The sequence below is a fragment of the Laceyella sacchari genome (assembly GCF_004343255.1).
GTDB lineage: Bacteria > Bacillota > Bacilli > Thermoactinomycetales > Thermoactinomycetaceae > Laceyella > Laceyella sacchari.
Genome location: NZ_SMDD01000003.1, coordinates 73142 through 87853 on the forward strand (window position 1 = coordinate 73142; position 14712 = coordinate 87853).

Annotated in this window: 2 protein-coding genes; one reads left to right on the top strand and one right to left on the bottom strand. The window is 51.1% G+C overall.

The features are described from left to right. The first annotated feature begins 46 nt into the window (after window positions 1–46). Window positions 47–850, top strand: coding sequence for a DUF4097 family beta strand repeat-containing protein (locus EDC32_RS10795; RefSeq protein WP_158283340.1), 804 nt, complete (start codon window positions 47–49; stop codon window positions 848–850). Between the two features lie 75 nt (window positions 851–925). Here EDC32_RS10795 and EDC32_RS10800 read toward each other — a convergent pair whose 3' ends face one another. Then, window positions 926–14701 (bottom strand): non-ribosomal peptide synthetase, encoded by a 13776-nt coding sequence (locus tag EDC32_RS10800; RefSeq protein WP_158283341.1) that lies wholly within the window; start codon window positions 14699–14701, stop codon window positions 926–928. Window positions 14702–14712: the final 11 nt, after the last annotated feature.

The window sequence follows — 14712 nt, forward strand, 5'->3', positions numbered from 1 at the left end:
GATCGCAGGCTTGGTACTTTCATTGACTGTCATGTCAGGATGTTCTTTGGATTTAGATGATCCGGACTTCGACACCAACAACTCCAATTCCAACAGCAACATCAAGTTAGACGCTGGTGCCATTGATACTTCGAAAAAGGGTCAAGTTCAAAAAAGTTTTCTTGCCGACAATGTTTCCGTGCTTGACATTTATTCCAAAGAGATTGGCGTACAACTTCATCAGTCTGATAGCAATGAGATCAAGGTTTTGCTGACTAATGTAGATAATGACACCAAATTAGACGCGAACGTGAGTGGTGATACCCTGAAAGTAAAAATGGGGGCCGGCCCTTCCGTATTTGGCCTTAACACCACCACCCCCACCCTTCACATCTATGTACCGAAAAAATCTTATCAATCCATCAAACTGCATTCGCAAAACGCCAACTTTACCGCGGAGAACTTGGAAGCAGCTGAGTTAGACTTAAACACCAATGAAGGCGACTTTAAACTTAATGGATTCAAAGGTAATCAACTGACCGGAAAAACAGCACATGGCAACTTCAACCTGCAACAAATTGATGCACCGTTCTCCATCAACTCCTCTTCCGGTGCAGTCAACGTCTCCGTGGCCAATGGCATCATTGGTAACAGCCAAATCCGTTCCAGCTTTGGTGACGTCAAAGTAAATGTAGGCACCGAAGCCGTCCATGTAAACCTCCGCTCCGATCAAGGGATCTCTTCCAGCTTTTCCGCCCCCCCAGTAAAAGATAACGAAGGAGTTTTCACCATGGAGGGCGCACTGAATGGCGGCGGTGGGGCAAGCAAATTGACCATCCATACGGAAGGCAGAATCAAATTGGAAAAATAAAAGAAGATAAAAACACCCAATTCCAACACCTTTGCATAAAAAAACGGCGATTGCCAAGGCAATCGCCGCACTACCTTATACGCGTTGTCCTGTCTGTTCCGCACGTTTCTTCAGGCAATGCGCGATGATGTTGCGCAAATGCTCCTGATAACGTTGCACCAGACCTTTCACAGTGCTGTGATGATACACCGTTTTGGGATAACGAACCGAAATCAGCAATTGACCCTCTTCAACCAACCCGTTGAAATCCAGCTTAAACGGCCATTGGTTGAGCGGACTAACCCCTTGTCCGACAGAAACGGACGTCAACTCTGTTTCTCCCGCCTCTACATCCTGCACAAATTGCCCTTGATAGTTGAAGTTGATCTCCGGCTTCAGGACAAAGGAAAGCGCCTCTCTCTTGCTCGGTTCAAGCATATACCGCAACAAGCTATAGCCGATCCCTCTGTTAGGTACGGACCGAATCGTCGCTTTCACTTCTTGGATGGCTTTAGCGACATCCATCGCGGTCAGATCGAATACCACGGGATAGATGGAAGTAAACCAACCGACCGTGCGAGTCACATCCACGTGTTCCGCGATTTCTTCCCGACCGTGCCCTTCCATGTGAACGGCCACGGGCTCACCCGTCCATTCTTTGACTGTCAGTGACAACGCGGTCAGCAAGAGGTCATTGATCTCCGTCTGATAAGCATCATGTACCTCTGTCAACAACGCCTCCGTTTCTTCCTTGGAGAAGGTAATCTCCGCGACGCCTACATCCCGAATCAGATATTTGCCGTCACTTTCCATATCGACAGGCAGCGGAGCCACTTCCCGTTCCACCACCTGTTGCCAATACGGCCATTCGGCTTGCATGAAGGCGTCACTGTTGGCATAGTCGCGCAACGATTCACTCCATGTTTTAAAGGAGGTGGTTTTATCGGGTAGCATAATCTCTTTTTCTTGCATCACCTGCTCATAAGCAGAGTACAAGTCTTCCGACAGGATGCGCCAGGAGACCGCGTCAACCACCAAGTGGTGAATGATGATCAGCAGATAGTCCCCGTCATGGGTGTAGAACACCCCGCACCGGACGAGTGGCCCATCAGTGAGCGACAAGCTTTCGTGCATGCGATTGGCCTCCCGTTCAATCACTGTGGCAACATCCACTTCCTCTGATTCGTCCATCAGGTTGAACTCTTCCACAGTGAAATGAGCATCTGCCGCTTGCTCATCATAACCACGGTTGAATTGCGTCCACTGTCCATCTTGGAAGGAATAACTCATGCGCAATGCATCATGGTGTTGAACGAGCTTTCTCCATACTTTGCGCAAGGCATCCGCATCCCAGCATTCCGGACGATGCAACACCACAGCCATGTTCCAATGTTCCGGAACATCGGACAAACCGAAGATCCATTGTTGCACCGGTGTGACGGGCACTGGCCCTTCCACCACATGATTCTCCTTGTTTTCTCCCTTGACTGACACATATGGAGCCAAAGACGCAATCGTCGGATGTTTGAGCAAATCACCGATTTGCAAGCGGTATTGCTGTTGGCTAGCACGGGCTGCAATCTGAATGGCCTTGATGGAATCCCCGCCCAAGGTGAAGAAATTGTCATGGATGCCAACACGCTCACGCTTGAGGACATCTTGCCAGATTTCAGCCAGCAACTTCTCTGTAGCGGTTGTCGGAGCCACATATTCCACACCTGCATCGGCGTTCGCTTCCGGACGAGGCAGTGCGCGTTTATCCACTTTGCCGTTTGATGTCAGCGGCAACTCATCCAGTTGGATGTAATGCGCTGGAACCATGTAATCGGGCAACGACTGCTCCAAGTGACGGCGCAGGGCAGCCGCTTCTTCCTGCTCTTCACAAACGACATATGCGCACAAGAAGGATGGGTTTTGTCCAGATTCTTCTTCCAACGCCAGCACAACCGCTTCTTTGACGCCGGGATGTTCAAGCAACTTGCTCTCAATCTCTCCCAATTCGATGCGGTGTCCGCGAATCTTCACTTGCTGGTCAATCCGGTCGATATAATCAATGCTGCCATCCGGCAACCAACGAACCAAGTCCCCGGTGCGGTACATCCGGTCTCCTTCTTTAAACGGATTGGGTACAAACCGTTCCTCGGTGAGTTTCTGATTGTTTAAGTACCCTAGAGCCACACCGTCACCAGCGACGCAAAGTTCTCCCGGAACCCCGATCGGTTGCAATTGGTTCCGCTCGTTCAGCACATACACGGTGGTGTTGTTCAGCGGTTTGCCGATCGGCACCCGATTCGTCGCCGCTACCTCTTTTGTGATGGCGTGCGTCGTGGCAAAAACCGTGGTTTCTGTGGGGCCGTAACCATTGATTAACCGACCGTCGCCCAGATAGGCAACCGCTTTTTTCACATGGGCCAGCGATGCTTTTTCACCGCCGAAGACAATCTTCTTCATCTTGTCAAAGCAGGAGAGATCAAACTCGACCAAGGTGTTGAAGAGAGCCGTGGTCATGAAGCTGATGGTAACCTCCCGCTCCCGGATGAGTTTTGTCAGATCTTCCAGCGACATAAGCAACTCTTTTGGCACCAGAATCAACTTTGCTCCGTTTAACAAAGCGTTGTAAATGTCAAAGGTTGATCCGTCAAAAGCGTAGTTGGAGAGTTGCATCAAGGTGTCCTCTTCCCCAACTTCAATATATCCGTTGTTGACGATGGTTCTGACAATGTTGCGGTGAATGGTCAACGTTCCTTTCGGCTTACCGGTAGAACCGGACGTATAGATGATATAAGCCAAATCATCCGCCGTGTTCACGTTGGACAAATTGGTATCCTCTTCATCCAACCCCAAGGATTGGTTGATGAAAATCACGTCTCCATCATATCCTTGCGGCACACTCAAATCCGGTTGCATCAACAAGAGTCTCACATCACTGTCAGACAACATATATTGGATGCGCTCCACGGGATAAGTGGGATCAATCGGAACATACGCGCCGCCTGCCTTGAGAATGGACAGCAGGGCGATGATCTGATTGAAGGAGCGATCGGCGATGACCCCTACCCGTTGGTTGGGTTGCAAGCCATTGGCGCGCAATACGCGAGCCCATTGGTTTGCCCGTCTGTTTACTTCCGCATACGTCATGGTGCGGTTCTCCCACTCCAAGCAGATGCGCTCAGGCGTTTGGGCCACTTGTTGTTCAAACAGTTGATGCACAGTCGCTTCGCGGGGGAATTCCGCTTGCGTTTGGTTAAAGTCAACCAAGATTTGCCGTTTCTCTTCTTCCGTGCACAGCTCCAAGTCGGCCAACCGCGCAGACGGTTGATTTACCACTTGTGCCAACAGATGAGTAAAATGGCGAACCATTCGCTCGATTGTTTCTTGTTTAAAGAGGTGGGTGCTGTATTCTACCGTCAATTCTAACTGATCTGTTTCGACAAACACCCAGTTCATATCAAACTTAGCCGCTTTCCAATCCATGTCGACTGGCTCGATATGAAGGCCGGGCAACTCCAGCTCGCCCATGTCGATGTTCTGCACGGTGAGCAGGGTATCAAACAATGGCTGACGGCTGAGATCGCGCTGCACATCCAACCGTTCCAACAGCTCTTCCAAGGGATATTCCGCATGCTCATATGCTTCTAACACCTGCTGTTTGACGGCGTCGACCAAAGACTCAACCGTTTGCTCCGGTTGCAGGCGGTTGCGGATAGCCAGGGTATTAACAAACATCCCCACTGTCGATTGCAGATCCGGATGTGGCCGTCCCGCAACAGGGGAACCCACAATCAGGTCGTCTTGCCCTGAATACTTGGACAAGAGCAACTGATAAGCGGCCATCAAAACCATGTGCAACGTAACTTGCCGCTCAGACGCGAATTGCTTCACCTGGCTGGTTAACGCAGCATCCAGTTGGAAGCCCACTTGGTTTCCATCAAAGCGCATCACGTTTGGACGCGGATAGTCGGTGGGCAATTCCAACACCGGCAGAGCACCGGAGAATTGGTTCACCCAATAAGCCTCATCTTTTTTCCACTGCTCCGTTTGCATGTAGCGCTCTTGCCATACGGCGTAATCTTTGTACTGAACCTTGAGCGCTGGCAACGTTTTTTGTTGGTACAGGCTCATCAGATCATGCATCAGGATATCCATCGACATGCCATCAGAAATAATGTGATGCATGTCAAACACCAAGATGTGATGATCTTCAGCCAACGAAATTAATGTCATGCGCGCCAGCGGGGCTTGACTCAGGTCAAATGGCCGGATGTACGACTCGGCCATGCGCTTCGCTTCCTCCAGGTTGGTGGCAGTTACCCGCTCGATCTGGCAAGGTACGGTTGGAGCGATCTTTTGCACCAATTCCCCTTCATGGAAGTGGAACGAAGTGCGGAGAGATTCGTGCCGCTGAACCAACTGGGCGAATGCGCTCTCCAGTTGCGCGATGGACAGATTTCCTTTGATCTCCGAGATAAGCGGCATATTGTAGCCGACATGCACATTCTCAAATTGCTGAGTGACATACAAACGTCTTTGTGCCGAAGAAACCGGATAGTAGTCGCGTTCTTCTACAGGGCGGATCTCCTCAAAGCCCGTTTGTTCCGCTTGGCCAATCACGTGCGCCAGATCGCGCAGAACGGGGCGAGAGAATACCTCGCGCAAGGAAATTTGCACACCCAGCTCTTGATGAATCCGCGCTGTCAACAGCATCGCTTTGAGTGAGTTACCGCCCAACTTGAAGAAATGGTCCATTGCGCCGACAGGCTCCACGTTGAGCACTTCTTCATATATCCGGGACAATCGTTTCTCTACTTTGTTTGACGGGGCCTCGTAGGTGTCGCCTGTTTGAGCGCCCTCTGGCTCCGGTAAAGCTTTTTTGTCTACTTTGCCATTGGGTGTAAGCGGGAACTGATCCAACTGAATGAGATATGACGGGATCATATAGTCAGGCAACTCTGTCGCCAGATGCGCGCGCAAGTCTGCATCACCCACTGTACTTGGAGCAATAACATACCCGCACAACACCGTTTCTCCATTTATCTCCCGCGTGATCACGACCGCTTCGTTGACGGCGGGATGCTCCAGCAACTTCGCTTCAATTTCCCCGGTCTCAATCCGGAAGCCACGCACTTTCACTTGTTCGTCGATCCGTCCGAGATACTCGATGTTGCCATCTGGCAGCCATCTAGCCAAGTCGCCGGTGCGATACATCTTCTCACCAGGCACAAACGGATTGTCGACGAATTTCTCTGCGGTGAGATCCGGACGGTTCCAGTAACCCCGTGCCAGACCGGCTCCACTGACGCACAACTCTCCTGGCACACCGATCGGTTGGAGCTGGTTGTACTCATTGACGATATATACTTTTTGGTTTGCAATCGGCTTACCGATCGGCGGTTTGCTCATATCCGGTGAAAGCTTAGCCAATGTGGCGCAAACCGTGGTTTCGGTCGGACCGTAAGCGTTGATGAAGGTAAAGTCTTTACTCCAGACTTTGATCAAATCTTGTGGACAAGCTTCTCCCGCGGTAACGACAGTGCGCAAAGCCGGCAAGTTTTCTGGTGACAACGACTTCAGCACCGTAGGCGGCAAGGTCATGGTTGTGATCTCTTGGGCTCTTAACCAACCGGCGAAGTCGTAGAAGAGTTTCTCTTTCTCCTCCATCACCACCGTTGCACCATGGAGCAAGGACGGGAAGATTTCCCATACAGATGCGTCAAAGCTGAAAGAAGCGAATTGCAGGACGCGGCTATCTTCCGTGATGCCAAGCGCATGGGCCACCAACTGCAAGTTGCAGACGGAACGGTGTTCAATCATGACCCCTTTCGGTTTTCCGGTTGAACCCGAGGTATAGATCATATAGGCGAGATCACTTGAATCGTTGCCATTATCCACCGCATTGCCGTCGAGTTCGGTCCATGGGATCTCTTCAACCCGGATGGTTTCTCCCGCATAAGCTTCAGGGACAGTCGGTTCACCCAATGTGAGCAACAAGGCGGCTTCGCTGTCAGACAGCATATGCTCAATCCGGTGTTGCGGGTAATTGGGATCGACCGGAAGATAAGCTGCACCGGCTTTGAGAACGCCCAGCATGCCGACGATCATTTCTAAGGAAGGAGGCATCATCAAGGCGATGATCTGGTTACGTTCGGCACCTTTGCCGCGCAACAATCTTGCCAACTGATTGGAGCGGATGTCCAATTCCCGGTAAGTGAGTTGTTCTTGACCAAATACGACCGCCGGCTTGTCTGGCGTGCGAGCTACTTGCTCCGCCCACAGGGAGTGAATGGTTTGATCTGCCGGGAACTCCATCTCAGAATCATTAAATGCGACCAGCAGTTGTTCCTGTTCTTCTGCTGTCACCAGTTGCAAATCGGCCAGACGACAATCCGGGTTCTCCACGATTTGCTCCAACAGGCGGACAAAGTGGCCAGCCATGCGAGCGATCGTCGCTTGCTCAAACAAATGTGTGCTGTAGCCGATGGTCAACTGTGTGGCATCATCTTTCTCCACTGTCCAGCTCAAGTCGAATTTGATTTTATTCCATTCCCATTCATAAGGCGTCAGCGGGAAGCCAGACAACCGCATATCAGACATCTCCATGTTTTGCACGGCAAACATCGTGTCAAACAGCGGATGGCGGCTCAAGTCGCGGTGTGCGTCCAGTTGATCGACCAACTCTTCAAACGGATAATCGCCATTTTCCAGCGCTTTGAGCATGCGTTCCTTCACATCAGCCAAGAAGGCGGAAAACGTTTTGTCCGGTTGCGGCTGAGTGCGGATCGCCAAGGTGTTGACAAACATGCCCACCATTTGCTCCAAGTCGGGATGGTCTCGGCCGGCCACCGGGAAACCGACGATGATATCTTCTTGCCCTGCGTATTTGGACAGAAGCACATGATAGGTTGCCATCAACGCCATATGCAAAGTCACATTGTTCTCTATCAAGAAACGATCCAGCTTTTGCATCAACGCGGCATCGATTGCCATGGTGAAGTAATCTCCGTCGAACTGTTGCACCGGCGGACGCGGTTTGTCTGTCGGCAATTCCAGCACAGGCAGTTCCCCGCCCATCTCTTTCAACCAATACGCTCTTTTCGCTTGCCATTGTTCTGTTTCTCTGTGCCCATTTTGCCACACCGCGAAATCTTTATAGTGAATGCGGAGCGGAGGCAAGTCAGCCCCATCATAGAAGCTGCAAAGCTCTTTAAGCATCAGGTTCACAGAGACGCCGTCCGAAATAATGTGGTGCATGTCCATAACCAGATACTGCAAATCTTCTTCCACTTCGACCAATGCCATCCGGAACAATGGCGCTTGCGCCAAATCGAACGGCTGGATCAAAGAAGAGAGGAGGGAATCCAGTTCGGATTCATCGGCGATTTTCTGCTGAGTCACGGCAAATTCCACATGAGGATGAATCCATTGCACCAATTCTCCGTTTACAAAACCAAACGATGTGCGCAAGGACTCATGGCGGGCGATCAACCGAGTGCCAGCTTCGGTCAAGCGAGCCAGATCAAGCTGCCCTTCCACACGCAACACCATCGGCATGTTGTAGCTGATTCCGCCTTCTTCCAACTGTTGCGTGACATAAATTCGTTTCTGCGCCGAGGAGACAGGATAATAATCGCGTTTCTCAACCGGGTTGATCTCAGTATATTTGCGGGTATCCGCCTGCTCGATCAAAGTCGCCAACTCTTTCACCGTCGGATGGCTGAAAATATCGCGCAGAGACAGGTGCACATCGCATTTCTTTTGAATTTGCGACACCAAGGCCATGGCCTTCAGCGAATGACCGCCCAATTCAAAGAAGTGGTCAAGAACACTCACACGGTCTACATTCAAGGTCTCTTGCCACATCATGGCCAACTCGCGTTCCAGATCCGTCTGCGGCGCTACATACTCCCGGTCGGAGCTCGCTGTACGATCCGGCTTGGGCAAGGCTTTCTTATCCACTTTGCCGTTGGCTGTCATTGGCAGAGCCGGCAAAGTTACCAAGTGCGCAGGAATCATATAATCCGGCAAGGTCTGAGCAAGGTGCTGTCTCATGTCTGCGTATGTCCATTCGCCGTCGGTGGTTACGACATAGGCACAAAGCGCCGTCTCCTGCTCATCCGTGTGAGCTACAACTACCGCTTCTTGCACTGCGGGATGCGCCATCAGACGGCTGGTGATTTCCCCTGTCTCGATGCGGAAACCGCGAATTTTGACTTGATCGTCGATCCGCCCCAAGAATTCAATGGTACCGTCCGGCAACCACCGCACCAAATCCCCTGTCTTGTACATTTTTTGCCCCGGCTCAAACGGATTGTCCACAAACCGTTCCTGAGTCAGGTCAGGGCGGTGCAGATAACCTCTAGCCAAACTTTGACCGCTCAAGCAAAGTTCCCCTGGCACACCGATCGGTTGCAATTGATGGTGTTCATTCAAGATATACACGCGATTGTTGGTGATCGGTTTTCCGATCGTGATCACTTTGGCGTTTTCATCAATCCGTCCGCTGGTGGCAACAACAGCGTTTTCGGTGGGGCCGTAGTTATTGACCACTTCATACGACTGTGGAACGATGTGTTGAGCACGATCGCCACCGATCAACAAGGTTTTGAGCGTTTGATTGGGCAGTTTCATGAACTGCTCAGCAAATTGAGTCGGCAAGAAGCTGATCGTGATGCCCTGCTCTTGGAAAAATTCATTTAAGGCAGCTACGTCGTAACGAACATCTTCTTCCACCATATACAGTGTTGCACCCGCCACCATCGTCGGGAAAATCTCCCATACAGAAGCGTCAAAACCAAAGCCCGCGTATTTGGTACTGCGGTCATCCACCGTCAGATTGAAGCGCTCCACATGCCACAGGCACAAATTCATCAGTGCCCGATGCTCCACCATCACCCCTTTGGGCTGACCTGTGGACCCCGACGTGTAGATCACATAAGCCAGATCATCCGCTTCTGCCTGGATGCCCAGGTTGGTTGTCTCTCCTTGACGGAAAGAGGCATCATCGATCAGCCACATATCCCCGTCCCAGTCCACTTGCATTTGAACCGAAGCATGCGTGAGCAATAAGTTCGCGCGGCTGTCATCGAGCATATACCGAACGCGCTCGGCCGGATAATTGGGGTCGATCGGCAAATATGCGGCGCCTGCTTTCAACACGCCCCAAATACCCACCAGCATCTCAACCGAGGGTTGGAACATGAGAGCAACAATCTGTTCTTTGTCCACACCTTGTTGACGCAAACGACGCGCCAATTGATTGGCCCGGTCATTCAGCTCGCGGTAAGTTACTGACTGGCCTTGATGCACCACTGCGGGATGATCAGGATTGCGTTGCGCCTGTTCTTCAAACAACGCAACAACATTCTGCACGGTCGGATCTGCTCCTTCGGTTGCGTTGAACTCGACCAGCAATTGTTGTTTTTCTTCGTCGGTCACCAACTCCAACTCAGACAATTTCACCGTCTTATTGTCGATGATTTGTTTGAGCAAATGGAAATAATGGCCAACCATGCGTTTAATCGTTTCCGGCTTAAACAGATGGGTTGCGTATTCGACGGAAAGGCTCCAATCGGTTTCGTCGAATGTCCAGCTCATATCGAATTTAGCGGTATTCCAATCCGTCTCATACGCCTCGAACCGGAGGGTATCATCTTGACCTTGAGCCGGTTCAAAGCTTTGGATCGTAAAGGTCGTGTCAAAAATCGGATGACGGCTCAAATCCCGTTGCTCTTGCAATTTTTCAACCAATTCTTCAAATGGATAATCACCGTGTTCAAAAGCGGTCAGCACCCGCTTTTTCACATCCGCTGCAAACTCGGTGAAGGATTGGTCTTGTTTTGGAAAATTGCGCAGGGCCAACATGTTGACAAACATCCCGACAACGGATTCCAGATCGGCATGAGAACGGCCCGTGATCGGAGCGCCCACCACGATATCTTCTTGGCCTGTGTACTTTGCCAGCAACACATTGTAGACCGACAGCAACACGATATACAGTGTGCTTTTTTCCTCAGCCACAAAGGACTGCAATTTTTCTTTCAGGTCCGGATCGGCCGCAAAGGTGATCAGCTTTCCTGTCAGTTGTTGTACCGCAGGCCGCGGGAAGTCCGTCTTCAACTCCAAGGTCGGCACAGAATCCTGGAATTCTTGCAACCAGAATGCTTCCTGCTTGTTCCACTCTTCCGATTGCAGGAGCGATTGTTGCCACACTGCATAATCTTTGTATTGGATCTTTTGCACCGGCAATGTTTTGTCATGGTACAAGCGAACCAGTTCACGATAGAGCATTTCAGCAGAAACGCCATCGGAAATGATGTGGTGCATATCCATCAACATGATGTGGCGCTCTTCCTCAACCTGAATCACCGCGATGCGGCACAATGGAGCCTGGCTCAGATCAAAAGGACGAATGCGCGCATCGATCAACGCTTGCACTTCCGATTCATCTTTCGCCGTCACCCACTCCACTTGCAACGTGACATCCGAATGAATTTTTTGCATCAATTCGCCATCCCGCATGTGGAAAGAGGTGCGGAACGATTCATGGCGTACAACCAATTGTCTTACCGCATGTTCCAATTGCTCCCGATTGAGCTTCCCGATGAGTTCCAAGGTCATCGGAATGTTGTACCCAATGCCTCCTTCTTCCAGTTGCTCTACCACATACAAGCGCTTTTGCGCCGAAGACACAGGGTAATATTCCATCTCTTCCGCTTTCTCAATCGCCGCAAACGAGCTGCTTTTCGCTTTTTTGATATAAGCGGCCAACTCTTTGACCGTATCTCGGGCGAACACTTCCCGCAGTGGAACATCCGCGTCCAACTCTTTCAGGATGCGCGAAGTCAGCATCATGGCTTTGATCGAATGACCGCCCAATTCAAAGAAATGATCTTCGATACCAACTCGCTCCACGCCCAAGACTTCTTGATAAATGCCAACCAACGCTTCTTCAATTCTGTTGGTGGGAGGAACATAATTGGCCGTGGATACTTTCTCCGGCACCGGCAACGCCTTACGGTTCACCTTGCCGTTTGACGTGAGCGGGAACTTGTCCAACTCTACGAAATATGAAGGCACCATGTACTCCGGCAAGGTCACTCCCAGATGTTGACGCAGCTCAGTTGCCGTCCACGCCTGACTCGCCACGACATATGCAGCGAGATAAGCGGCACCGGATTCATCTGTCCGCGCCATCACCACGCACTCGTTGATCGCTGGATGTTCCAGCAGCTTCGTCTCAATCTCTCCCAGCTCGATCCGATGTCCTCTGATTTTTACTTGATGGTCGATCCGGCCCAAGTATTCCAACGTACCGTCAGACAGCCAACGCGCCAAGTCCCCCGATTTGTACATCCGCGCCCCAGGGTTAAACGGGTCCTCGATGAAACGCTCCGCTGTCAACTCCGGCCGGTTTAAGTACCCCCGCGTTACACCTGCCCCGCTGACATACATCTCTCCTGCAACCCCGATGGGCACCGGATTCATCTGTTCATCCAACACATACACTTTCAACGTCGGGATCGGCACCCCGATGTTGCTTACATTGGACTCTATCTCCCGTTCCGTGATCTCTTTGTAAGTCACGTGCACAGTCGTTTCCGTGATCCCGTACATGTTGATCAATTTCGTTTGCGGATACCGCTCTCGCCACGGTTTCAACATGCTCGGCGCCAACGCTTCTCCGCCGAAGATCACCATCCGCACCGACATTTCATCCGATTTCGGCCCCATCATCTCCACGTTGGATAGTTGGTAGAACGCGGTTGGCGTTTGGTTCAAAACGGTTACCCGCTCCCGCTTCAGGAGATCCAAAAACGCTTTGGAGTCTTTGGCTACCAACGCCGGCACCACGACCAATTTCCCGCCGTACAAGAGAGCCCCGTACATCTCCCACACCGAGAAGTCGAAGCTAAAGGAGTGGAACATCGTCCACACATCGGACTCGGAGAAATCGAAGAGGTTGCGGTCGTTAAACAGCAAGCGGATCACATTGCGGTGCTCCACCATCACCCCTTTGGGATTGCCTGTCGAACCGGAGGTATAGATGATGTAGCACATATCCTGCGGCTCATTCACCGAGGTGGGCGCTTCTGCTCCTTCTTGCCAAACAATATCGTCAAAATAAATGATTTCACCGGTGTAAGAGCCCGGCACTTCCAGCCCTTTCCGCGTCAGCAACAGGTTCGTGCCGCTGTCTGCCAGCATGTAGGTGATGCGGTCTTGCGGATACAGCGGATCGATTGGCATGTATGCGCCGCCTGCTTTCAATATCGCCAGCATGCCGACGATCATTTCGATGGAACGTTCCACCATCAAGCCCACGATTTGATCCCGATTCACCCCGCGCTCGCGCAGCATGACGGCCAATTGATTAGCGCGATCTTCCAACTCGCGGTAAGTAAGCCGCTCTTCTTCAAACACCACTGCGATGTTGTCCGGCGTCCGTGCCACTTGTTCAGCAAAGCGTTGATGAATGGTTTGTGCGGTCGGATAGTTGGCATCTGTTTGGTTAAATGCTGTCAGCACTTGTTGCTTCTCTTCTTCGGAGATCACACTGATCTCGGCTACCGGCACCTGTGGATTTGCCAATACTTGCTCAATCACATGGCGAAAGTTGCGGGTCAGATTTTGCACAAACACCGGATCAAACATCGCTCGGTTGAATGAAAATCTGACTTCAATCCGATCCTCATCATAAGGAATGACCAACACGTTAAACTGGTAGTTGGTTTGTTCATACGCCTCGGAACCGACCACTTTGAAACCCATTTTGGCCGTGCTCTCATCCATGGCGTCAGCATCAAAGGGATAGTTTTCAAACACGAACAGATGATCAAACAAATGGTTGTTCAACGCGCTGTTGGCTTGGATATCCGCCAAGGACAAGTAATCGTACTCTTCGGATGCGATCGTCGACTGTTTGGCCGTTTGCGCCAACTCGATGAACGAAGCGCCCTCTTTGGTACGCACGCGAACCGGAATCGTGTTGATGAACAAGCCAACAATGTTTTCGATATTGCGAATGTTTTTGTTGCGGCCTGACACAACTGCCCCGAACACCACATCATCCGTGTGATTCATCCGTTGCAACAGGACACCCCAAATGCATTGGAACAGGTTGTTCAAGGTGAGGTGATGTTGTTGCGCCAATTTGGTCAAGCGCTTTACCACCGTTTGATCTAATGTGCAGACGATTTCTTCCGGCTGGAACTCGTCACCGCTCGTGTGATAGCCTTGGCGCGGAATCTCGCTCATCTGCGTGTATCCTTCCAGATACGCCTTCCAGTACGCCTTCGCCTCATCATGATCTTGTTTGTCCAGCCAGCGGATATACTCGCTGTAAGGGGTCGTTTTTGTCAGCACCGGCTTGTTCCCCGCCAGCAGTTGCCCATAAATATCAAACAACTCATCAAGCACGATACCCAAGCACCAACCGTCCATCAGGATGTGGTGGTGGCTGAAAATAAATTCGTAGCGGTTAGCCTCCGTTTTCACTATGGCAAACCGCACCAGCATATCCCGTGACAAGTCAAACCCTTTTGCACGATCTTTGCGCTTATATTCACTGAGAAATGCTTCTTTCTCTTCCGTGGGTAACTGGCTGATGTCATGGTAATCCAATGTCGCTTCGCGTCGCCGCAAAACCACTTGCCGCGGCTTGGCTAGTTTCTTATAACTGAAAATCGTCCGGAACACTTCATATTTGTCCACAATCCACTGCACGCTCTCCGCAAACTTGTCGATATCCAGGCTACCCTCGATGGTTAGCGACATTTGCTCGAAATAAGCATTTCCCTCGTCGTGGATGGAATGGAACAACATGGCTTCCTGCATGGGTGAAAGGGAGTAAATATCTGCAATTTGCTTTTTATCCATCGATGCCTTAC